The following is a 23,031-nucleotide window of genomic DNA, read 5'->3' as shown; positions in this document are numbered from 1 at the left end:
AAAGGGATGATAACGTTGACTAAAAAGACAAATTTTCTAATATTCATTTTGGCAATTAGTTGTGGATCACTTGTTGCAAATATTTATTATGCACAACCAATTGTACAATTCATTGCAAAGGACTTGCATATCTCCTCTGATTTATCTGGATTGCTCACTACTTTGACGCAAATTGGGTATGGGCTGGGATTGTTTTTTATCGTACCAATGGCAGATTTATTTAAAAGTAAGAAAATAATAGGGATTCTTATCGGGCTTACTATTCTTTCGTTAATGGGTACGCTAATTTCGACAAATGGAATTCTTTTTTTACTATTAACAACTATAATTGGCATTGGAGCCTGTGCTGCTCAAATGTTAGTTCCGCTAACAATGAGGATTGTGCCTGTTGAAGAGACGGGTAAATATGTGGGGAAAGTAATGAGTGGTTTATTGATTGGGATTATGATTGCTCGTCCATTATCTATCGGAATAGCTGAATGGTTCGGTTGGAGAATGGTATTTCTTTTTTCATTAATAATCCTAGTTGCTGTATTACTCGTAATTATAAAATTTTTGCCCAATTATGAAGTAGTATCGACTAGTAACATGTTATATCCAAATTTAATAGCTTCTATGGTAAAACTACTCATACATACTTCGCCGTTACAACAACGAGCTTTTTATCACGCATGTTTATTCGCAACATTTAGTCTGTATTGGACAGTTATTCCAATCTTATTAAGGTCAGAGCCGCTACATTTCTCAAATAATGAAATTGCATTGTTTGGCTTTGTTGCAATAGCTGGAGCTTTATTAACTCCTACTATTGGTAAAATCGCAGATAAAGGCTATATATTTACAATGACTAATGTATCAATGGCACTCGTATTTTTATCTGTTGTACTATTGTTTTTTGTTCAAGATCATTCACTATTTAGTGTAATTTTAATACTTATCTCAGGGATTTGCATCGATATTGGTGTAGCAGGAAATTTATTATTAGGCCAAAAAGTTATCTTTAGTTTGAATCCGGAGATAAGAAATAGGTTGAACGGATTATATATGACTATTTTCTTTTTGGGAGGAGCCTTTGGTTCATGGATTGGAAGTTATACGTACTATAAATTTAATAGTGAAGTAACTTTACTCATTGGAGCAGCTTTTCCTTTAATTGCTTTATTCGTTCATTTCATAAAAAATAATACAAAAAAATTATCGGAAACCAAAAGTAAATACATATCTTGACTATTCATTTCTCTAAAAATTCAGGGTTAAAATTCAATGTGGGATACCTTTGAGGGGTATGGGGATCGTCACATGTCCATCAAGCCAATTAAAGTTACTCCTTCACAGATAGAAAGGAAATAAAATCATGGAAAAATCAATAAAAAGTGAATTAATTGGAATGTTTATCTTTAATGAAACTTTACATACATATGAACAAAACGAAGGAAAAGTACATTGGGAATTGGATGTTAGAAATGAGCGTGTACAAGTACGTGAAATGCTGAAAAGAGCAGAAAAGCTTTATGTATGTTTAGAGGAATTTGATAAAAAAGCTAAGCTTGCTATAGCGGAAGAATTAATAGAGTATAAAAATGATTTTTGGCCTGAATATGATGAGAATGATGAACATTTAGATTGGGATGCTGTAGATGCAGGAGAATATGATATGACGAAAGAAACATTTGAGCAATCTATTACTCTTATGGACATTGTAATGAGAGAAAATGATATATATTGTGAATACAATGATGGAGATGTATTTGGTGGCCATAGAATCCATGCTTCTTTTGACAATGAGTACAATTTATTAGCTGCAGAGATTTAGCTTTGAGAGATGCAAGTGAAAAGGATTGATTACTATAATCAATCCTTTTTTTCATTATTATAAGATAACGGTGAAATAATAGGGAGAAAGTTTCATAGTTTTAATACGGTCCCCACTCAATATTCACGCCAACAATAAGAAAAATAAGTCCAATAATAAACCAAATGAATGCAAGTGGAGCCATAAATCGAATCCATTTTCCATAAGAAATGCCGCTCGCTGCGAGGACACCCATTAAAACACCGGAAGTTGGGTTGAGGCAGTTCACTACACCTTCTCCAAGCATAACAGCTTGTACTGTAACTTGGCGTGTAATGTGCATGAAATCAGCTAATGGAGCTAATATCGGGATGAAAATAACAGATTCACCTGTCCCGGATGAAATGAGGAAATGTAATGCGGCGCTACTTACATACATACCGATTACGCCAAATACAGGGCTATGTCCTTCGAGAGACTGTGCGAGCTGATTCACAATTGTATCAAGTAATTTTCCTTGTTCTAAAATGACTGAAATACAACGAGCCATTCCGACGATCAAAGCACCGTATATGAGATTTTGGCAGCCTGCTAGAAAAGTAGAAGCGATATCGTTTGCTTTCATACCACCTATTATTCCAGCTGTAATTGCGATGAAAATAAAAGTAGCAGTCATTTCTACGTCTGTCCAATGTAGACGAAAAGCGCCGATTAAAAATGCAATTAATGATAAAGCTGAAACGAGTAAAATTAATTTATGACGTATTGTCCAAGGAACTTCTGTTTTCTGCGCTTCTTTTTCACTTGAAAGAGCATTACTTGGAAACCAGTTATCTCCGAGTATGCTTCCTTTATTCGAATTTTTTAAGCGTTTTACGTACCAATTAATATATAGAATGGTAGCAAGTAAAAAAGAGATATAAATTGCTGTGCGTAAACCAATTCCTGAAAACATTGGGAGTTTCGCGATTTTTTGTGAAATGCCTAAAGGTGAGGGCGATAAAATAGTAGCATTAAAACCAGCATAAGTCCCTAAGTCAACTCCCCCCCACTGAGATAAAGCCTTTCAGTGGGGGCATGGGTTAGAACACTAGGTCTTTTCGTCTATCGCTAGACAGTTGACGCTCTAGCATTCATGCCACCTTATGGTAACACCCCAAGTATGTTTTTGGTTGGTACTGGCAACGAACGATTGCTTTCCCACTTGCACCACCCTTTCGAAAAAGAGCAGTTCTCCCTTATGGAAGAAGCCACCACTCAGATGAATCAGGCGTGTGCTACAAGCCCCGACAAGTCGCGTACACATGGATGGTTGACGCACCCACTAAGCTATGCGCGAAGCAACAGCCTTACGTTTTTGTACTTCTAATAGAATCGGCGTTTTCACTTTGAGATTGTCATCCAATTGTACAACTCTTGATTTTTGCAATGTATTCAGGGCACCATTAATATCAGCATGGATACATGTTCCTGCTTTACTTTGGTACAGACCACGCGTAATTCGTTTGCCACTAAAGCGATACTGCGTCTTATCATCCTTAGACCAAACCGGAACCGGATCTTTATCAATAAAACTAGCTTTTGAAGTATAGCTTTCTTCTTGTTTGAAAAATCGGATGCCTTCTTTTATACATTTATTCTCAATTGCTGCCATCAATTTTTGAAATGGGATTTGCACAAACTTTTGATTATTCTTTTTCCCCATATGAGAGTTTTGTTTCCAACCAGCGTTATACCCTATAACAATCGTATCTATATCGAATTCTTTCACTTTTTTGAACAACAGACCTACTGTTTGTGCAATGTAACCGTTTATTTGTCTTTCTCGTTTATGCCAAAGTGCGGCCATTTTATTCGTTACAATACGTTTTGAAATTCCATTGTCCATATTTTTCTGCCCTAGATTACATATCATTTTGTTGAAGTATTGATTTATGGATTTTAGTTTTTTTCCATCGATTAAGAAGGCATCACCTGTATTGGTTACGCAACTTACTAATCTATCTACACCTAAATCGCAACTCAAAGCGTTACTCGTAGTCGTGGATGGTTTCTTCATTTGAGAAACGTGCATTTCATATGTGTAATGCACCTCAAAGAACCGACCTTTTTGCTTCGGTACAATCTCAATGTAGGAGATTTTTTTATTCTTTAAGTTTTTCGGCATACGTATTTTAATAGAACCGAATTTTTTTCTGAATGCCACATTCATTGGAATCATCCAATACCCATTATCATCTACTTTTGGAACTTGATAGATTTCAACGATTCGTTTGTCGGTGGAACGAGAATAATTTGGGAACTTCGGACGACCTGTGAACTTCTCAGGATTTTTTTTCCACTGTTCCAATGCTTTAAAAAAGCTCTTCACTTCTGTAAATAAGGTTCTACGAATCGCTTGAACAGAGTTTGATTGCATGCCCCAGTAGTTGGTGTCGGCTTGCATGGCAGTGTCCACTTCTTTTATAGTAGCCATTTTATTATCGTTCAAATAACTTTGTTTAATCGTGTACAATCCAACATTTCGCAATGCTTTTGAACTATGTGACATGCGCTGAAGTAAACGAAATTCTTTAGCTGTGAGGCAAGCTCGTCCGATATTCTGTTTCTGCGTGAAGCGTTGCATGTTTTCTCTTTTCTTTTGTTTACGTAATACTTTCACTGCTTTCTTTCTGGCCATTGTTTTCACCGCTTTTCTTAGAGGGAGTATTAAAATTATTTTTGATAAATTAATATTTAGAAAGAAATGGAACAAGAATATGTTCTTCATCGAAATTCCTTTTGGATCAAGTAGCGGAATGATAATCATTATCTAATTTCGTTGTCTTACAATCTATTCCCTTCTTATCTACATTATATCGTAAGACAAAAAGAAACAAACATTCGCCCTCAAAAATTATTATGAGCGAAACAAAAGCGTTCAGCCTACCTTATGACGGCAATTAAGGCAATAGTTTTTCTGTCCTTTTCCCGCACATACAAATTCTTGCAACATTAGACAGGGAAACGAAAATAATCCAAGAATATGTTAAATAGAAAGTAAAAGGAAAAGAGGGAAAAAGATGTGGAAAACTACGGATCTATGTGATGAGTTTGAAAATAAATTACAAATATGTCGCCAGTCTTTTCGATCTTTTGGGAAGAAAGAACAATTCCACGGGAAAATTGCAACGGTAAAAGTGAAGGATGATAATGTACTAGTGAAGGAAGGGTTACAAACATTGCCGGAAGGAACGGTATTAGTTGTTGATGGGGGAGCGTCTACGAATTGTGCGTTACTCGGTGATAATTTGGCAGCTATTGCGGAGGAAAGAAAGCTAGCAGGAATTATTGTATATGGATACGTTCGTGATTCTAGTGAACTAAAGAATATAAATATGGGTATTTTAGCGTTAGGGACAATGCCGAATAGAAGTGTAAAAGAAGGGAAAGGAGAACGAAATATTTCATTGCAATTTGGGCAAGTTGAATGGAAGCCGAATGAATATGTGTATGTGGATGAAGATGGCGTCATTATTAGTGAAAAGAGTTTGCATCGTTAAAGGTTAGTAAGTTACTATTCTTAGAAAATAAATCCGATAAAGCATGGACAAAATTCTTTGTCAATAGTAAAATAATACAGAAATTTAAAATTAACAGAATGTATAGGTTTATCGTTTTACGATAACTTAAATGGAAGTAAGTTGTGCCTAGGAAAGTGAATGTTATCACAATGATACGTTCATGAACAAAATTATTTTTCCTATACAAATATAGCCGCGAATGATGCGGGTAGGAGGTGTTGCACAGTTTGTTCGACACTTACAAAAAAAGAGTGTCAATTGCACGCCCTTGAAGGGCCTTTTTTTGTGTGAATAGTAGTAAGGGAGGAAATTTTGGGATGGCAATGTTAAAAAAATGGCTGCTTACGTCGTTAATGGCAGTTACACTTGTATTTGTTTCTTTTGCGAATACAGTACATATTACGTTTGCTGAAGGAAATACAGCAAAACTTGCAATTATTGGTGAATCACAAAAGGGCATTATGTTATGTCCGAAAGAAGAGCAAATTAAAGATGGGGAAACAGCTTTAAGCTTGCTACAAAAAGTCATGGGGGACAAAGTAGAAGCTGAAACGATGTCGTTTGGAACGTATGTAAAAGGCATTGATGGCTTAATGGCCGGGGCTACAAGTGGCTGGCTGTATGATGTAAATGATAAATCTGCAGAAGTTGGAGCGGATAGTTATAAATTAAAATCTGGAGATGTTGTTGTTTTCCGATTTGTTTCAGATTGGAACAATATGAGTCAAGAAACATTACAACAAACATTAGATAAATTTGGTACTTGTAAAACTGTAGAAGAACCAAAAACAGATGATCCAAAACAAGAAAAACCAGAAGAACCAAAGACGGATGATCCAAAGCAAGAGAAACCAGAAGAACCAAAGACGGATGATCCAAAACAAGAAAAGCCAGAAGAACCAAAAACGGATGATCCAAAACAAGAAAAGCCAGAAGAACCGAAGACGGATGATCCAAAACAAGAAAAACCAGAACAACCAAAGCAAGAGAACATTCAAGTTCCAGTAGCACAAGTAAATGACGCGATCTCTAAGACGTCTGAAAAGATGTTACAAGATGGAATTGAAAGTGATTGGGTAGCGCTAGGTCTTTCTCGTTCTGGAAAGAATATACCAATCGAGGCGAAATTAAATTATGTTAAGGCTGTAACTGAAAAGGTAGAAAAGCGCGTTAATCGTTTTTCAGCGACAGATTTAGCTAGAACGATTATTATGATGAATGCAATGAATGCAGACCCAAAAATGGTAGGCGAACATAATTTAGTTCAAAAATTGTACGAATCAGATAAAGTGAATTCTGTTACAGGTTATACATTTGCTTTACTTGCATTTGATACGAAAAAATATGAAATTCCAGTAGATTCAAAATGGAATCGAGTTGCTTTAGTAGATGCACTTTTAAACGCGCAACATACAGATGGCGGCTGGACTTATGATAGCGCAAGCAGTAAAGATAGTGCTAGTAGCGTTGATGTAACAGGTATGGTTTTATCAGCATTAGCTCCTTATCAAGACCGAGCAGATGTGAAACCAGCATTGCAAAAGGCTGTCGCATACTTATATAATGAACAACTAGAAAATGGCGGTTTCTCTGCTGATGGACAAGAGAATTCTAATAGTGCTGCGCAAGCTATTATTGGATTATCCCTTGTGAAAGATGTAGATCAAAACCGTCTACATAAGGCGATGCAAAATCTATTGTCATATCAACTTCCAAATGGTGAATTTAAATGGTTACCAGGCGATCAAACCGGTAGCGGAATGGCAACAGAGCAAGCATTATTAGCTTTACTTCAGTTTAAAGATCTTGGAAAATCGATTTATGACTGGTCAACTGAATCTGTTACTGAAATTAATCCAAAACCAAATGTAGATTCAGAAAATGTTGTGGTGGAAAAAGAAGTTACTGAACAACCAGAAGAACAAAAACAAGTGCAACAAGAAACAAAAGATGGCACTTTAAAAGTTGTTGTGGATAACGAACCGGTTAAACATAAAAAATCCGGAAACGGTAGCACATTACCAAAAACAGGAGCATCTTCTCATAGTGCAGCGACAGAAGTAGGTATGGGTGTATTATGTATTGCTTCTGCATATGTATTATGGAGACGTAAAGCAGCTTAACAAAAATTAGGAGCAATCATTTGCTCCTAATTTTTAATATGAAAGGTGAGAGGCAACATGAGTAAGATGAAATGGTTTATTTCTTTACTGCTTTCACTTGGGCTACTTGCCGGATGTGAAGAGGCAGCTGTAAAGCCTGAGAAGAAAGTAGAACCAAAGCAAGAAGAAGTAGCAAAACAAGAAGAGAAAAAAGATGAAGCGAAACCGGAAGAAAAACCGGAGGAAAAACAAGCTGAACAAGAGCAAAATAAGCAAGACGAACAGAAAGAAAAGCAAGAGCAAAAAGTAGAAGAGAAGCCGAAAGAAGAAAAGCCACAAGCACAACCGGAAGTAAAGAAAGAAGAAAAAACGCAGGAACAGCCTGTCGCTACTAAGCAACCAGAACAACAAAAAGCACAAGAAGAGAAACAACAAGAGCAACAACCGAAAGCGCAAGAAGTAAAAGAAGAAGCAAAGGTTGTGAATCAGCCGAAGGAAACACCGAAGCAGGAGCAAAAGAAAAAACCAGAAGAGAACAATAGTGTACCAACTCCACCAACACCGGTACCAGATCCAGTACCGCCAGTGCCAGATCCAGTAATACCAAAACCAAAACAAGTTACGATCTCAGTAAAAGGTAATGAAGGATATTTATTAGGTGCAAAAAAGGTGGATGTACAAGAAGGCGATACAGTTTATAAAGTATTGCAGCGTACAGGATTAGATGTGGATGCAATGGGCTCTAAAGATGGAGTTTATGTAAAAGGTATTAATGATTTATATGAAAAAGATATTACCGCTACTAGTGGATGGAAATATCGTGTGAACGGTGCGTTTCCAAACCATAGTGCAGGTGTAGTTACAGTAAAACCAGGCGATACAATCGAGTGGGTGTTTGTATTAAAATAAGAAAGGCATTCGGTAAAGGACTATGAAAATAAGTTTTTCTTCTTTACATCCTTTTGTGAATTTTTTCTATTATATCGGGGTGATGATACTATGTATGATGTGTCTTCATCCTCTTTTTTTAATTGGAGCAATACTATTAATTGTTATTTTAAATGTGATGCAAGGGAATAGCCAAAAGGTAAGAAAGATGTTACCGAGCACAATCGTTTTCTTTTTTATGGTCATTTTATTTAATTCGCTATTAACACATAGAGGCCGAACTACGTTATTTTGGTTAGGTGATAGCCGTATTAAACTTGAGGCAATTATGTTTGGAGTAGTAATGGGGTTATTACTAGTTGCGATTATGTTTACGTTTGCTTCGTATAATGATATTATTTCAAGTCATAAATTTTTATATTTGTTTTCTAGAATTTCACCGAAAGTAGCATTGTTAACGATGATTACAGTGAGATTTGTTCCTTTGTTTATGAGAAGATTACAGAAAATAACACTCGTCCAAAAGACGAAAGGTGTACAGGTAGATGCAGGTTCCATTGTGGAACGTGTGAAAAATGGTATGCAACTATTGCAAGTATTATTAATTTGTTCATTAGAAGATGCACTGCAAACGGCAGATTCTATGCAAGCTCGTGGATTTGGTGTAACGAAGCGTACGACATATATTCGGTATAGAATGGAAAGACGCGATTGGTACACGCTCAGTTATTTAAGTATTTTATTTATAATTGCTATTATATGTAGTACGTATGGCGGAGGAAAGTTAATCATTTATCCGAAAGTCGAATCTATTTTATTTCAGCAATACGATGGGATGATGTTTGTTGTATTTACGATGTTTATTAGTTTACCAATCATAATGGAAGGAAGGGAATGGATATGGTGGCGCATGCAGAAATAAACAATTTATCATTTGTATATGCTGATGAAAACGAAGAAGCGTTACAGCATATTTCTCTTTCTGTTCAAAAAGGAGAGTTTATTGCACTTGCTGGAGGATCAGGATCTGGAAAGACGACTTTATTAAAACATTTTAAAAAGGAATTACTTCCAATCGGTAAGCGTACTGGGGATACATATTATGATGGTACTTTATTAGAAAATGTACCGGATTTGTTATCTGCTCAAGAAATTGGTATGGTATTTCAAAATCCAGAAAATCAACTCGTAATGGATACAGTAATTCAAGAATTAGCGTTTTCTTTAGAAAATATTGGATTACCATCACATATTATTCAAAAAAGAATAGCAGAGCTTATTAGTTTCTTAGGATTTCAAGATTTATTGCATCAATCTGTTCATACGTTATCTGGCGGACAGAAGCAACTTGTTAATTTAGCTGCCGTATTAGTAATGCAACCGAAATTATTATTATTAGATGAACCGACAGCGCAGTTAGATCCAATTGCCGCAAAAGAGTTTTTAGGATTGTTAAAGCGTATTAATGAAGAACTTGGCATTACGATCGTTTTAAGTGAACATCGTTTAGATGAAGTAATACCACTTGCAACGCGCGTTATTTGTATGAGTAACGGCCAAATCGTGTATGACGGTAGTCCGAAAACGGTTGTAGCAAATATGTGGGAAGTAGAAAAGTTCCGGCCATTTATTCCGCAAATTCCAAGATTGTTTTTAGAGTGGAATACGAAAGATATTCCGTTTACAGTGCGAGAAGCGCAAATGAAAATGAATGATTTTTCAGCGATATCATATGTAAATAAGCCAATAGTACAAGGTGAAAAGCAAGAAGTCATTTTAAGTGCCGAGCATATTTCATTCCAATATGAAAAAAATAGTCCGCTCATTTTACGAGATTTAACAGTATCGATTGAAAAAGGAAAATGGGTAGCTCTCGTTGGAAAGAATGGGACAGGGAAGTCTACACTGTTAACGCTTTTAGCTGGATTGCAAAAAGCGAGAAGAGGGAAAGTAAAGTGGAATGGGAAAGTGATACATAAAGTTGATTCGAAAGAACGATTTAAAAGTATTGGGTATGTATCACAGCATCCGTATTATCATTTTACATTTGATACAGTGTGGGACGAAGTGTATGAACGAGCGCGTGAATTATATGGAGAACAAGGAAACGAAATAGCAGAACATCAGCTTAAAAAGTTTTGGCTATATGCACTTAAAGAACGCCATCCACATGATTGTAGCGGGGGAGAGCAACAACTACTTGCATTATGTACAACGTTATTATCAAAGCCGACTTTATTATTACTGGATGAACCGACAAAGGGACTCGATCCATGGAAGAAAGAGAGAGTAGGAGAGTTATTTAGGAAACTGCAAAAAGAAGGTACAACAATTGTAATGGCAACGCATGATATTGAGTTTGCAGCGAAATACGTGGATCAATGTATGATGTTATTTGATGGAGCAGTCATTATGAATGATGCACCGAAAGAATTTTTTAGTGGCAACTTCTTTTATACAACATCTATCAATCGATTCATTCGAAAAGAATTGCCATATGCATTAACGTGGGAGGATGTGTACGAAGCGTGTCCAAACGATATGTTGCATTCATAATATGTATTTTTGCAGTAATAATAGGCACATTACTCTTTACTACACTTATCATGGATGGGTATTACATGTTAAGTAGTTTGTTTTTATTAGTTGTTATTATGTTACCTTTCTATATCCGCTTTGAAAGAAAGGCGTTTGTTTCACGTGAAATTGTTCTCGTTGCCGTGTTAGCAGCAATTGCAGCAGTGAGTCGCGTACCATTTTCTATTTTACCGAGTGTACAACCGACTTCTTTTGTTATTATCGTTTCTGCAATTGTGTTTGGAAGTGAAACAGGATTTATGATCGGGGCAACAGCGGCGATTGTGTCTAATATCTTTTTAGGACAAGGGCCGTGGACGCCGTGGCAAATGTTTTCATGGGGTATGATCGGTTTTATAGCTGGATTATTACGTAATACGTTTTTAATGAAAAAGCTATGGGAAAGGCTTCTATACGGATTGTTTGTTGGATTTTTATTTGGCTGGATTATGAATTTCTGGGGACTTCTCGGTTTTATACGAGAGGCAACGTGGGAAACAGTCATTTCGTATTATATCGCAAGTTTTTATTTCGATTTGAGCCATGCAATTTCGAATGTTGTTTTCTTACTATTATTTAGTACGTCTTGGATTACGATTCTTACAAGATTTAAAAAGAAATATGGCATATTGGATAAGCATAACATGGTATAGAAAAGCATACTCATATAAGGTAGGGTCGCGACTTACATATTCGTTTGCCTCTTTCATGCTTCTTACATATTGTAAGGAGCATTTTTTATTGTCAAAAAATAGTCCAATATATATCCGTTACTATATAAAATTATTTGTATAATAGTAGGTGAGAACTATTTTCAAAAGGGAGGTGTATAGTTAATGAAGTTAGTTATTCCGAAGCAACATGGTGCATGGGCGATGCTTGCTATACCATTTCTATTAAGTGTCATACTTGGAAAACCTACTATATATCACATTCCATTGTTTATAGCTTGGTTCTTTATCTATTTAGCTACGTATCCATTTCTTACGTACATAAAGCAAAGACGAAAAAGAGAGTATTTACATGCAGCAATTGTATATTTTCTCATTGCGTTCGTATTTGGGATGATTTCTCTATTATATGAATGGCGCATTCTTTTATTCGTAATAGTCATGATTCCATTCTTTATAGTAAATATGTATTACGCTCGTCAAAAAAATGAAAGAGCATTATTAAATGACGTTAGTGCAATTATTGTTTTCTGTATAGGTGGTTTAGTTAGTTATTATTTTTCAATGAAACTGATAGATAAAACTGCATTATTTATTGCGCTTATTTCATTTTTATATTTTTTAGGAAGTACGTTTTATGTGAAAACGATGATACGTGAGAAAAATAATCCGAAGTATCGTTATATATCTTGGGGTTATCATATCATGTTAACGGTCATCGTATTTGCTATTAATCCGTTGTGTTCTCTTATTTTTATACCAAGTGTCATTCGAGCCATTATATTGTATGGCAAAAAAATTTCTATTATAAAAGTAGGGATTTTAGAAATTGTGAATTCTGTATATTTTTTAATCATAACGGCAATAATTATGAAGTATGCCATTTGAAAAAACTTCCCACCTTATGATGGGAAGTTTTTTCAATCTTGTTCTAAAATATGAACGGTGTAATCGCAGCGTTGAATAGCTTGTTCGATCGCATAAAGGGATTGCTCAATACGAGCGCGATTAAAATCTTTTTCAACAGTCTGTAATGCTTCTTCTAAACAATGTTTTGCTTCTTGTAATGATTGAAAAGAATCTTGTACATATCCACGAGCATTTTGATGCATTTCATAATCCTCCTTGCATATTCATATATGTATAGTATGAACAGTAAAGAAGAAAATATAATTTGTTATATTTGTTTGACAATTGAAATGAAATTACGTATAGTAAGAATTAAGTGAATATTTTCTTATCCAGAGAGGTGGAGGGACTGGCCCGATGAAACCCAGCAACCGCGATGCAGGTGCTAATTCCAGCAGAACAAATTTGTTCTGGGAGATAAGACGAAGATATATACGTAACTTCTTCTTATCGGAGAGGTTTTTTTATTGCAAAAAAACCGATTACGAAAATTTACATTAAGAAGAAAGGGGTTGCGCATTACTGTGACACTCGAAAAATACGTAAAACTGCGTAGTACAGTTTATGAATATATGATAGAGCAAGATAAGCCGATATCATTGTTAGATATTCAAGAACATATCGTTTCGCATCATGAAGGAAAATTCACGAAAAAGATGTTACATCAATTTTATTTATCAAGACTATTAGATGAACTGAAACTGGATGGGAAAATTACATTAGCTGATGAATATCTCTATACTGAAAAAGGGGTATTTTATAAGGCGAGAAAAGGGAGCTAAGCTCTCTTTTTTTTGAAGTATGTAGAGTAAAAGACTGCTTAAGCAGCCTGATACAGGGAATGGTGTTGAGTGTGTAGTGTCAAAGATTGAATGTGCCTGAAAGAGGCACTTCATATCGGCTGCAAATGAAAAGAGACACCTTCGCCGAATAGGTGTCAGTCGTTTTGTCACATAGACTTGCTATTTGACAGTTATTAGAATAACATGCAGTGGCTCTAGAAGTCAAAAGGGAATTAAAGGAAGAGGTGCTATGATGTACGCTTACTTATTACATGATATAACGAAATGGATTCCTAAGTACATTATGGATAAAGGGTATGAATATTATGAAGAAGGACATGTAGAAGATGTTGAAATACAAGACAAGAAAATATTTGCTTTCGTTACTGGAAATGCAGGAGACTATGAAGTGATTATTGATCTTGAAGATTTTACAGAAAGTAGCTGCGAGTGTCCGTATGAGAATCTTTGCAAACATATGGCGGCAGTTGTTTATGATATTCAAAGTGCTGGTGAGAGTGCAGTGAAAGAGAAACTAAAAGAGTTAGAAAAGGAAGAGTTATTAACGGTACTACATCGCTTGTTACAGAGTTCAAAAAACGTGCAAATTGTAGAGAAGATGTTAAAGAAGGGGAAACTTTAACTTATAAAGGGAGTTGTTTTGTAGTGAATGTACTTATTGTATACGCTCATCCTAGTCCTTCAAGTTTTAACGCGGCAATTTTAAATCATGTGCAAAAAGGACTACAGGAAACAAATCATTCAGTTACCGTACTTGATTTATATAAGGAGCAATTTGATCCAGTCCTTGTATTTAATGAAGAGAAGAAAAGACGTGACTTAGTAAATGAAGAAGAAACAGCTCGGTACAGGACATTAGTAGAAGAAGCGGATATGCTTCTATTCATCTATCCGATATGGTGGTGGGGGATGCCAGCTATTTTAAAAGGATTTATTGATCGTATTTTCGTTGCTGGATTTGCTTATAAATATGAAGGTGCTCTGCCTAAAGGGTTATTGAAAGGGAAGAAGGCGTGGGTGATTAATACGCTAGATTCACCGTTATGGTACGTCGCACTATTATATCGATCAGCAGATTGGATTATAATGAAGAGAGGTGTCTTACGTTTTTGCGGCATTCGCGATATAAAACGGTCAGTTTTTCAATCTGTGAAAACGAGTAAACGAGAGAAGCGGGAAAAGTGGTTATTACAAATAGAAGAAAAGGCTCGTACACTATGAATGAAATGGAACGTATTATAAAGTGTTGCGGGGATGACAGCAGACTTTTACGAACGTATATTACATGTTTACTTCAATTGAAGAAATGTAGCGAAACATTTCAGCAAATTCAAATACAATTAAGAAATGATTACTTAATAAGAGGAATTTGTGAAAGAGAAGTTGATGAAGTAGTAAGGGGAAGTAAGGAGTATGAAATGCATTTTCTTCCTAAAGCTTTACAGTGGAACTTCTTGAGGGAAAACCCACATCTGATTGAAAAAGTATGTGAAGACTTTTTTGCATTTGAGGCATTATATCTTACGGAGATAGAGTGGAAGACCGTAATAAATTGCGTGGGAAATAAATGATTTATTATGTAAAAAAGCTAGTATAAAACTAGCTTTTCGTTTAAATAAATAAGAAACATAGACTAATGATAAAACCTGCATATAGTAAGTTCACAACGCAAAATCCCATAATATCACGAGCACCTAAACCAGCTATCGCTAATGCTGGTAATGCCCAGAAAGGTTGAATTAAATTTGTCCAAGCATCGCCCCACGCAATGGCCATTGCTGTTTTTGCAGCAGGTACACCAAGTTCAGCGCCAGCTGGAATCATAATGGGTGCTTGCACAGCCCATTGACCGCCACCAGATGGAACGAAAATATTAACGATGCCAGCACTTAAAAAAGTAAAGAGCGGGAAAGTCGTTTCGTTTGAAATGCTAATAAAGAAATTCGAAATAGCTCCTCCAAGTGAAAGGCCTTCACTATTTGCTCCAATCATCATCCCCATAATTCCTGCGTAAAACGGAAATTGAAGTAGAATGCCAGAAGCGCTTTTCGTAGAGTCTGAAAAAGCGCGAATATATTGAATCGGAGTACGGTGGAAAACGAGTCCAGCAATTAATAACATAAAAATAACGATGTCTAGCGTAAGGTTAAAGCCTTTCGTATAAAAGTAATTGAAAATATAAATGAGACCTAACAATCCAACGCAAAGTGTAATGATGATACTATTTTCCATTTTTTCAGCGAACGTATTTTTTTCTACTTCTTGAGCGGCAGCTTCCTCATGGAACACGCTAGGATCCACCGTAATCGTATGTTTTTCATCTGGATGCATTGCCTTATTAATAAGAGGCATCGTAACTAAAAAGATAATAACGGGAACGAGAGCGTATGGTGAGAATAACGTTTCAGTGATTGGAATCGCTTCTTTAATACTTCCAGCTGTCGTTTTCATTAACGTTTCTCCGCCTGTTGCTAACGTAAGAGGGATAGAAGCAGAAAGTCCCGCATGCCAAATGAGAAATCCAGAGTAAGAAGAAGCAATTGCCAGTCTATAGTCTAATCCTTCCAGCTGCCTTGCTACTTCCTTTGCATATAAAACAGATACAACAATACCAAAGCCCCAGTTTATGTATGCGCCTAGTAAACTTACGATTGAAATGGCAATAATACCTTGTCCATTCGTTTTCGGTAGTCTGGCAGCTTTCGTTAATCCTTTTTTAATAAGAGGAGCGTTTGCTAAAGCAGATCCTGTCACGAGTACAAGTGCCATTTGCATAGAAAAGGCGAGAAGCCCCCAAATGCCATTACCCCAGTGATTAATCATTTCCACAGGTGTTTGATGCGTTGCAAACATACCGAAGAAGATAACGAAAACAGTTAATAAACATGATAAAATAAACGGTTCTGGCAAGAAACGTTGCACTAAGGCGACGCAACCATTAGTAAAAGAACGAAACAAAATAGATCAACCTCCTTATGTATATGTATTACAATTATTCGAGGTTGTTTCGTTCATAACCTTTTAAAAATAGAAAATTCTGATATTTTTAGGGGATTGAAATATGTTCAAGAAGAGTAGTAGCATATCACCCTGATAGAAAAAGTTGCTTTTCTCAAATATGAAATATTGCATATGAAAATGAATTGATGCAAATGAAAAAGCTTATTATAATGAAAGCATAAATATACAACACATCTTAATACAGCAAAGAGGAGGAAGGAATATGGAAATCGCAATGGCAGTTTTAAAATTTTTAGGTGGAGTAATTCCTTTAGTTCAAGAACTTTTAAAAGCGTTTATGTAAGTTTATTCGTTAGCTATCATATATCTATCATTATTATATCTTACTAAAAAAAGAATGGGGTGATTTTTCTGAACATTAAGAAAAATACCAAGAAAAGAAAGTTCCTTACATGTGTATTAGTTAGTCTATGCACTCTTAATTATTCATCTATTTCTTTCGCAGAAACACAAATCGGTCATGCAAATGATATAAATAAAAATGCTAGTAGCATTGATACTGGTATAGGGAATCTTACATATAATAATCAAGAGGTTTTAGCTGTAAATGGTGATAAAATAGAGAGTTTTGTTCCGAAAGAAAGTATCAATTCAAATGGTAAATTTGTAGTAGTGGAACGTGAGAAAAAATCACTTACAACGTCACCAGTCGATATTTCGATTATTGATTCTGTAGCGAATCGTACGTATCCAGGAGCTGTACAACTTGCCAATAAAGCTTTTGCAGACAATCAACCGAGTTTATTAGTGGCTAAGAGAAAGCCTTTGAATATTAGTATAGACTTACCTGGTATGAGAAAAGAAAATACAATCACTGTCCAAAATCCGACATATGGTAATGTAGCTGGAGCAGTAGATGATTTAGTATCTACTTGGAATGAAAAGTATTCCGCAACACATACGTTACCTGCAAGAATGCAGTATACAGAATCTATGGTTTATAGTAAATCACAAATCGCAAGTGCTCTTAATGTTAATGCTAAATATCTTGATAACAGTCTAAATATTGACTTTAATGCAGTTGCAAATGGAGAAAAGAAAGTGATGGTGGCGGCATATAAACAAATATTTTATACTGTAAGTGCTGAACTACCTAATAATCCATCTGATCTCTTTGATAATAGTGTTACTTTTGATGAGCTAACTCGTAAAGGAGTAAGTAATTCAGCTCCACCTGTTATGGTCTCAAATGTAGCTTATGGTAGAACGGTTTATGTAAAATTAGAAACAACATCTAAGAGTAAAGATGTACAAGCTGCTTTTAAAGCTTTACTGAAGAATAACAGCGTCGAAACGAGTGGACAGTACAAAGATATTTTTGAAGAAAGTACCTTTACGGCTGTCGTATTAGGCGGAGATGCGAAAGAGCATAACAAGGTTGTTACAAAAGATTTCAATGAAATACGAAATATCATTAAAGATAATGCTGAATTAAGTTTTAAAAATCCAGCATATCCAATTTCATATACAAGCACGTTCTTAAAAGATAATGCAACTGCTGCTGTTCATAACAATACAGATTATATCGAGACGACAACTACAGAATATTCAAGTGCAAAAATGACACTTGATCATTACGGTGCTTACGTTGCGCAATTTGATGTATCTTGGGATGAATTCACATTTGATCAAAATGGGAAAGAAGTACTAACACATAAAACATGGGAAGGTAGTGGCAAAGATAAAACAGCCCATTACTCTACAGTAATCCCTCTTCCACCAAATTCAAAAAATATAAAAATCGTAGCAAGAGAATGTACAGGTCTTGCATGGGAATGGTGGAGAACCATTATTAATGAACAAAATGTTCCATTAACAAATGAAATAAAGGTTTCAATTGGAGGAACAACATTATACCCAACGGCTAATATTAGTCATTAGGTTGGAGCAAAGCGCCCTGTTTATAGGGCGCTTTTTTTACTTAGGTGAAAGGTAGATCGGGGTTTCTCCCCATCAAGCTAAAAAAGAATATTTACCAACATAGCCTTATACAATTGCATTTAACTTTAGTTAAACTTTCATGTATGAGTGTTATTTTATACATTCACTTGATTGTTAAATATGCAGGTATGATTATCAACGCTCTTATGTTTACCTGTTTTGAGTTAAAAATAAGAAAATTTGAAATGTTAGTTGTATACGTTGTGTTAAATATTGTAAAATGAAATGGTACCAAAAAAACTAAATTGGTACCAAAGGTTTAGGGGGCGGATTATGAAACAAAGAATAGTAACGGAAACCATTCATCAAATTCAAACGAAGGGGTTTACATTTACAATTAGTGATTTAGCAAAACAATTAGCTGTCAGTAAGAGGACAATCTATGAGCACTTCTCTTCAAAAGATGAAATAGTAGATGAAGTTATTCGTAATGTAATAGAAAGTATTCAAGAAAAGGAAAAAAATATCGCTGAAGATGATACGTTACAAACAGTTGAAAAAATAAGACTCATCTTAATTTGCATTCCACAACAATTTACATTCATGGATGCAAGTTTATTAGTAGAACTAAAAAAACATCATTATTACCAATGGTTAAAATTAGATCAGTTTTTACGTGAAGGGTGGTCTACTGTAATTGGTTTAATAGAAGAGGGAATGAGAGAAGGAAGCATAAGAAAAATTCAAATTCCGTTTTTTATTGAAGTCTATTTGGGGGCACTGAATCGCATATATGATCCGATGTTTATCAAAAAAAGTGATCATACATTAGGAAGTATGCTGGAATCTATTATGGATATGTTATTGTATGGCATTTCTAATTCGAAATAGAAGGTGTGAGAGTAGTGCAGTGGATTTATTTATGCTTAGCAATTTTATTTGAGGTAGCAGGTACAACTGCAATGAAACTATCTGATGGATTAACGAAACTTGTACCAAGCATTCTTATTTTTGTATTTTATGTAGTAAGTTTTGCATTTCTGTCATTTGCATTAAAAGGGATGGAAATGTCCGTAGCATATGCGGTGTGGTCAGGTATGGGAATTGTAACGATTACAACAATTGGTTTTATTTATTTTGGAGAAAGTATCAATATAATTAAGATACTAGCAATTCTTTTTATTTTAGTTGGAGTCGTAATATTAAATTTTAATAGTGCGGCACATGAAGCGAAGAAAAAAGAAATGGTGGAGGAACGTATACATTGAATCGATTAAAGTATTTTTTCTTTATTACTGATTTTGGGTTTGTTATATATTGGCTCATAACAATTTTTCATATGATTCCGCAAGAATATTTGTTTAAAGATTATGAAGATCCTATTTTAGTAGCGTGGAATTGGTCTTTCCTGCCTCTAGATTTGTTAATCTCGTTAACGGGATTTTTAAGTTTGTATTTGCATTCTAAACAAAAACATACTTGGAGCCACTTTGCATTTCTATCATTAATTTTAACTTTTTGCTCAGGGTTACAAGCTCTAGCATTTTGGACAATTCGTTTAGATTTTGATATGTCTTGGTGGATCCCTAATTTATATTTGTTAGTTTACCCATGCTTCTTTTTTAAAAGTTTTTGGAGAGAGTGTGGATCGTATGAGATTAACACGAGAAAAGAATTCATGTAATATAGATAGCAACTTTAAGCACATTCGAATTCTAGATTTTAAAACATTTCAGTTTCTAGATCCGTTTTTTTCGCCAGCCATACAGCAAAAGTCAAAATGAAGATAGCCGATGATTCCTACGGTAAGGAATCATCGGCTTGTATTATGTATGTTGAGTGAGTTCACGTTTCTGGAATAATTGTAATAGCGATGGTCCGAACCGGAGCCTCTATTTCATCTTTATTTTGGCTATTGTAGTATTTAATCATTAATTCGTTAAGTTCGCTTTGAAATTTTCCAAAGCGTTCTTCATCTAGCTTTAATTCCACTACAGAAAAAGTAGCAGTATCTTCTTGACTGTTTTGTTCCTCTAATTTCTTAAGGTAACTTTGATATTGTGTCATAAGTGATAACTGATAATAGGAAATGTAGTTTAACTTTTCATCATTAGATAATTTTTTCCACTCACTTCCTTCAATTTTTGCATCTTCTTCATTGATTGCGTAATATTTTTCAGAAACAGATTTTACCTTTTTTTCTTTAATTACATGGACGATACCAGAATCAACCATAGTTTGTAGCTGTCTATATAGTGTGGCTTGTGGTACATTTTTAATGATTTTTACCATTTCTAATGGTGTTAGCCCATTTTCCTTATTTCTCATTAACACTTGGCAAATTTTCATTCTTACCGGATGCATTAAAATTTCAACTTTATTACTCATTCGCTCACCTTATTTATCATATATTTTTATTCTCATTATAAATAATGAGAATAATGTTTGCAATTCATTCGTTTATGATTTATCATTATCAATAATGAGAATGAATTTAGGGAGGAATGACAATAATGCAACTACATTATGGATTGAATGATCTTAAAGACATTGATATTATGACTTTTCTACCTATTATATTGCCAGTTATTGCAGTGGGGGCACTTTTAGTTTTTATTGCATTCATTGATTTATACCGACATAGAAAAACAAGAAAAAATGTACTTGTATGGACGTTCATTATTCTTTTCGTTAATGTATTGGGACCTATTTTCTACTTCGTTATAGGGAGAAAGGACAGTGAGAAATTATGAAACTAGAGATTAAAAATGTAACAAAATCATTTAAAGGAAAAACTGCTGTCAATAATTTCTCGATGGAACTGCAAGCGGGGGAATGCGTCGGATTAATTGGACCAAACGGAGCAGGAAAATCTACATTAATAAAAGTAATTTCGGATATTACTAATCCAACTGCTGGTGAAGTTTTATTGAATGGGATAAAAATATCAAAAATGAAAAGTGAAATTGGTTATCTACCTCAATATCCTAATTTTTTTCATTGGATGACAGCGAGAGAAACGCTTATGTTTATGGGCCAACTTTCGGGATTGAATAAAGTAGAATTGTCAAAGTCAATTCCAGAAATTTTAGAGAAAGTTGGACTAAAAGGGGAAGAAAACGAAAAGGTTAGTACATTTTCTGGTGGAATGAAACAACGACTTGGTATTGCACAAGCATTATTGCATAAACCTTCGCTTATTGTCATGGATGAACCGGTATCCGCATTAGATCCAATCGGCCGGCGAGAAGTATTGAATCTGATTGAAGAAATAAAAAAAGATACAACCATTTTATTATCAACCCACATCTTAAGCGATGCAGAAGAAATCTGTGAACGATTTGTCATTATAAAAGATGGAACAAAAATAGAAGACACAACGATTACCGAACTTTTACACCGTAATAGTAAAAATAAATTGATTATTGAAATAACAACTAAAGATCAAAAGTGGATTGAAGTTGTAAAAAAATTACCGTATGTGAAGGACGTAGAAGTGGTTGGGCTTAAAATCAAAGTAAAGGTTGAAAGTATTGAAATAAATAAAAATATGTTACTGCAAAATGCACTCGAACATAAAGTGAACATCGTTAAATTTGAAATGAGCAACGATACTTTAGAAGAAATTTTTTTGAAATTGGTGGTGCAAAAATGAATAACACAATGGTATTGATAAAAAAAGAATATGTTCAAATGTTACGTGATTTTAAGATCATTTGGCTACCAATTGTTTTTATATTTTTAGGCGCGACACAACCGATAGTAACTCATTATTTACCATCAATTCTAGAAGCATTAGGTGGAGGGCAGGGAATTATCATTGATCCAAATATGGCAACACAAAAAGGAGGCGAAGTATTAGCAAGTACTTTGGGATCCCAGTTTGATCAGCTCGGACTTATGATTCTAGTGATATCTATGATGGGTACTATTCAAACAGATAAAGCCAATGGTATGTTGGCTTTTATTTTAACAAGACCCGTTACTGTTACTTCATATGTAGGTGGGAAAATAGTGGCCAACTATTTAATGGTAGCTTGTAGTGTAACAATTGGATACGTTACTTCTTATCTATATGTAAATTCTCTTTTTACTGCCGTTCCATTTGCGCACCTAATTACTGGATTACTATTGTATCTAATTTGGATTCTTTTTATCGTATCTTTCACAACAATGATAAGTACTATTTTTCACAGTCAAGGTATGATTGCATTAATTTCAATTGTTTTCCTTTTAGCCTGTAGAGTAATCGTCGGTTTGAATCCAATAATGGATTTGCTTAATCCAGCAAGTATGAGTAAGTATGCAATGGAAACGTTAGTTACGGGGGGCGTACATTCAAACGCAATAATTACAGGAGTACTAACTATAGTTTGGATCTTATTGACACTCTTCGTAACGTATTATTGGATTGCTAATAAAAAATTTAATGATGAATAACCGTTATGAGGGTAATGGTTTTAAGTAAAACACCCCAACAAGAAAAAGCTTCCACTACTGTGGAAGCTTCTCTAACTGAAAGTGTTGGAAGTACTACGAGAACAGTAGTGCCATATGAATAAGGGACAATAAAAAAATTCTGGATGCAAGAGGATTTTTTTATTGGGAATAGTAAGGAGGAGGGGAGGTGTATTACATATGGGAAAAGGTAGAAGTAATAATGCTGGTAAAAAGCAACCAAATTTCGATGATTCATCTAATTTCGCTAAACAAAGTCAACCGACAGAAAAGAAGAAGAAATAAAAAAAGGAGCTCTCTTTATGAAGAGAGCTCCTTTTTTAGATATATTTATGTTTCAACACAACAGATTGTGTGTTCAATCAA

The 23,031-nt window shown here is 34.9% G+C and carries 24 protein-coding genes, 1 pseudogene and 1 riboswitch; of the genes and pseudogenes, 20 read left to right on the top strand and 5 right to left on the bottom strand.

The genetic code is table 11. The features are described 5' to 3' along the window. Window positions 1-6: 6 nt before the first annotated feature. Together ACTFNE_RS09940 and ACTFNE_RS09935 are read left to right on the top strand one after the other, a co-directional pair. Window positions 7-1,227 carry an MFS transporter gene (locus tag ACTFNE_RS09940; RefSeq protein WP_082112674.1) on the top strand — a complete coding sequence of 407 codons (1,221 nt, stop codon included), beginning with the start codon at window positions 7-9 and terminating at the stop codon, window positions 1,225-1,227. Between the two features lie 127 nt (window positions 1,228-1,354). Then, window positions 1,355-1,813, top strand: a complete 459-nt coding sequence (locus tag ACTFNE_RS09935) for a DUF2262 domain-containing protein (protein WP_046198428.1) — start codon at window positions 1,355-1,357, stop codon at window positions 1,811-1,813. A 100-nt stretch (window positions 1,814-1,913) separates the two neighbouring features. On the opposite strand, the pseudogene ACTFNE_RS09930 reads toward ACTFNE_RS09935, so the two are convergent. Both ACTFNE_RS09930 and ACTFNE_RS09925 read right to left on the bottom strand, forming a co-directional pair. Next, window positions 1,914-2,828: pseudogene (locus tag ACTFNE_RS09930) on the bottom strand (Na+/H+ antiporter NhaC family protein); the annotation flags it as partial. Window positions 2,829-3,116: 288 nt separating this feature from the next. Further along, complete coding sequence (locus tag ACTFNE_RS09925) at window positions 3,117-4,472, bottom strand: RNA-guided endonuclease TnpB family protein (protein WP_046198476.1); 1,356 nt, start codon at window positions 4,470-4,472, stop codon at window positions 3,117-3,119. A 382-nt stretch (window positions 4,473-4,854) separates the two neighbouring features. Here ACTFNE_RS09925 and rraA point away from each other — a divergent pair, with 382 nt between their 5' ends. The 7 genes from rraA (at window position 4,855) to ACTFNE_RS09890 (ending at window position 12,481) form a co-directional block, all read left to right on the top strand. Further along, window positions 4,855-5,334 carry a ribonuclease E activity regulator RraA gene (rraA, locus tag ACTFNE_RS09920; protein ID WP_046198429.1) on the top strand — a complete coding sequence of 160 codons (480 nt, stop codon included), beginning with the start codon at window positions 4,855-4,857 and terminating at the stop codon, window positions 5,332-5,334. Window positions 5,335-5,672: 338 nt separating this feature from the next. Then, a complete protein-coding gene (locus tag ACTFNE_RS09915) occupies window positions 5,673-7,478 on the top strand; it encodes a DUF4430 domain-containing protein (RefSeq protein ID WP_270705945.1) in 1,806 nt (601 codons plus the stop codon). A gap of 57 nt (window positions 7,479-7,535) precedes the next feature. Next, window positions 7,536-8,366 (top strand): DUF4430 domain-containing protein, encoded by an 831-nt coding sequence (locus ACTFNE_RS09910; RefSeq protein WP_270705946.1) that lies wholly within the window; start codon window positions 7,536-7,538, stop codon window positions 8,364-8,366. A gap of 22 nt (window positions 8,367-8,388) precedes the next feature. Continuing rightward, complete coding sequence (locus tag ACTFNE_RS09905) at window positions 8,389-9,267, top strand: energy-coupling factor transporter transmembrane component T (RefSeq protein ID WP_270705947.1); 879 nt, start codon at window positions 8,389-8,391, stop codon at window positions 9,265-9,267. Beyond that, entirely contained in the window at window positions 9,240-10,901 is a 1,662-nt protein-coding gene (locus tag ACTFNE_RS09900; protein WP_002163589.1) for an ABC transporter ATP-binding protein, read from the top strand. The genes ACTFNE_RS09905 and ACTFNE_RS09900 overlap by 28 nt, the downstream gene beginning before the upstream one ends. Further along, window positions 10,874-11,575, top strand: a complete 702-nt coding sequence (locus ACTFNE_RS09895) for an ECF transporter S component (protein WP_270705948.1) — start codon at window positions 10,874-10,876, stop codon at window positions 11,573-11,575. The genes ACTFNE_RS09900 and ACTFNE_RS09895 overlap by 28 nt, the downstream gene beginning before the upstream one ends. 183 nt (window positions 11,576-11,758) lie before the next feature. After that, window positions 11,759-12,481 (top strand): YwiC-like family protein, encoded by a 723-nt coding sequence (locus ACTFNE_RS09890; RefSeq protein ID WP_270705949.1) that lies wholly within the window; start codon window positions 11,759-11,761, stop codon window positions 12,479-12,481. Between the two features lie 32 nt (window positions 12,482-12,513). On the opposite strand, the gene ACTFNE_RS09885 is transcribed toward ACTFNE_RS09890, so the two are convergent. Then, entirely contained in the window at window positions 12,514-12,705 is a 192-nt protein-coding gene (locus ACTFNE_RS09885) for a hypothetical protein (protein WP_000554029.1), read from the bottom strand. Window positions 12,706-12,827: 122 nt separating this feature from the next. Beyond that, window positions 12,828-12,926: riboswitch (SAM riboswitch) on the top strand. A gap of 100 nt (window positions 12,927-13,026) precedes the next feature. On the opposite strand from ACTFNE_RS09885, the gene ACTFNE_RS09880 reads away from it, so the two are divergent. The 4 genes from ACTFNE_RS09880 (at window position 13,027) to ACTFNE_RS09865 (ending at window position 14,876) form a co-directional block, all read left to right on the top strand. Beyond that, window positions 13,027-13,284, top strand: coding sequence for a hypothetical protein (locus tag ACTFNE_RS09880; RefSeq protein ID WP_000171478.1), 258 nt, complete (start codon window positions 13,027-13,029; stop codon window positions 13,282-13,284). Window positions 13,285-13,537: 253 nt separating this feature from the next. Further along, the gene (locus tag ACTFNE_RS09875) at window positions 13,538-13,927 is read left to right on the top strand and encodes an SWIM zinc finger family protein (protein ID WP_000271503.1); all 390 of its coding nucleotides are present in this window, start codon (window positions 13,538-13,540) and stop codon (window positions 13,925-13,927) included. Window positions 13,928-13,950: 23 nt separating this feature from the next. Then, complete coding sequence (locus ACTFNE_RS09870; protein ID WP_001101676.1) at window positions 13,951-14,526, top strand: NAD(P)H-dependent oxidoreductase; 576 nt, start codon at window positions 13,951-13,953, stop codon at window positions 14,524-14,526. After that, window positions 14,523-14,876: a hypothetical protein gene (locus ACTFNE_RS09865; RefSeq protein ID WP_046198435.1), complete on the top strand. Its 354-nt coding sequence runs from the start codon at window positions 14,523-14,525 to the stop codon at window positions 14,874-14,876. The genes ACTFNE_RS09870 and ACTFNE_RS09865 overlap by 4 nt, the downstream gene beginning before the upstream one ends. Window positions 14,877-14,916: 40 nt before the next feature. Here ACTFNE_RS09865 and ACTFNE_RS09860 read toward each other — a convergent pair whose 3' ends face one another. Beyond that, a complete protein-coding gene (locus tag ACTFNE_RS09860; RefSeq protein WP_270705950.1) occupies window positions 14,917-16,263 on the bottom strand; it encodes a short-chain fatty acid transporter in 1,347 nt (448 codons plus the stop codon). A 405-nt stretch (window positions 16,264-16,668) separates the two neighbouring features. Here ACTFNE_RS09860 and alo point away from each other — a divergent pair, with 405 nt between their 5' ends. From alo to ACTFNE_RS09840, 4 genes are all read left to right on the top strand, one after another. Next, the gene (alo, locus tag ACTFNE_RS09855) at window positions 16,669-18,207 is read left to right on the top strand and encodes an anthrolysin O/cereolysin O family cholesterol-dependent cytolysin Alo (RefSeq protein WP_270705951.1); all 1,539 of its coding nucleotides are present in this window, start codon (window positions 16,669-16,671) and stop codon (window positions 18,205-18,207) included. Between the two features lie 333 nt (window positions 18,208-18,540). Further along, complete coding sequence (locus ACTFNE_RS09850) at window positions 18,541-19,098, top strand: TetR/AcrR family transcriptional regulator (protein ID WP_270705952.1); 558 nt, start codon at window positions 18,541-18,543, stop codon at window positions 19,096-19,098. A 14-nt stretch (window positions 19,099-19,112) separates the two neighbouring features. Further along, window positions 19,113-19,475, top strand: coding sequence for a DMT family transporter (locus ACTFNE_RS09845; RefSeq protein WP_270705953.1), 363 nt, complete (start codon window positions 19,113-19,115; stop codon window positions 19,473-19,475). After that, complete coding sequence (locus tag ACTFNE_RS09840) at window positions 19,472-19,891, top strand: DUF5360 family protein (RefSeq protein WP_001080894.1); 420 nt, start codon at window positions 19,472-19,474, stop codon at window positions 19,889-19,891. The genes ACTFNE_RS09845 and ACTFNE_RS09840 overlap by 4 nt, the downstream gene beginning before the upstream one ends. A 161-nt stretch (window positions 19,892-20,052) precedes the next feature. On the opposite strand, the gene ACTFNE_RS09835 is transcribed toward ACTFNE_RS09840, so the two are convergent. Continuing rightward, window positions 20,053-20,595 carry a transcriptional regulator gene (locus ACTFNE_RS09835; protein WP_000066860.1) on the bottom strand — a complete coding sequence of 181 codons (543 nt, stop codon included), beginning with the start codon at window positions 20,593-20,595 and terminating at the stop codon, window positions 20,053-20,055. Window positions 20,596-20,720: 125 nt separating this feature from the next. On the opposite strand from ACTFNE_RS09835, the gene ACTFNE_RS09830 reads away from it, so the two are divergent. The 3 genes from ACTFNE_RS09830 to ACTFNE_RS09820 are packed head-to-tail and all read left to right on the top strand — an operon-like array spanning window position 20,721 to window position 22,647. Further along, window positions 20,721-20,960, top strand: a complete 240-nt coding sequence (locus ACTFNE_RS09830; RefSeq protein WP_001175969.1) for a PLD nuclease N-terminal domain-containing protein — start codon at window positions 20,721-20,723, stop codon at window positions 20,958-20,960. Next, window positions 20,957-21,862, top strand: coding sequence for an ABC transporter ATP-binding protein (locus tag ACTFNE_RS09825; RefSeq protein WP_000764115.1), 906 nt, complete (start codon window positions 20,957-20,959; stop codon window positions 21,860-21,862). The genes ACTFNE_RS09830 and ACTFNE_RS09825 overlap by 4 nt, the downstream gene beginning before the upstream one ends. Further along, window positions 21,859-22,647, top strand: coding sequence for an ABC transporter permease subunit (locus tag ACTFNE_RS09820; RefSeq protein ID WP_109629862.1), 789 nt, complete (start codon window positions 21,859-21,861; stop codon window positions 22,645-22,647). The genes ACTFNE_RS09825 and ACTFNE_RS09820 overlap by 4 nt, the downstream gene beginning before the upstream one ends. The last annotated feature ends 384 nt before the right edge of the window (window positions 22,648-23,031 follow it).

This window comes from Bacillus cereus group sp. MYBKT111-2 (assembly GCF_051915205.1).
Lineage (GTDB): Bacteria > Bacillota > Bacilli > Bacillales > Bacillaceae_G > Bacillus_A > Bacillus_A paranthracis.
Note: the sequence above shows the minus strand (reverse complement) of the source record. Positions and strands in the feature narration are given on the sequence as shown.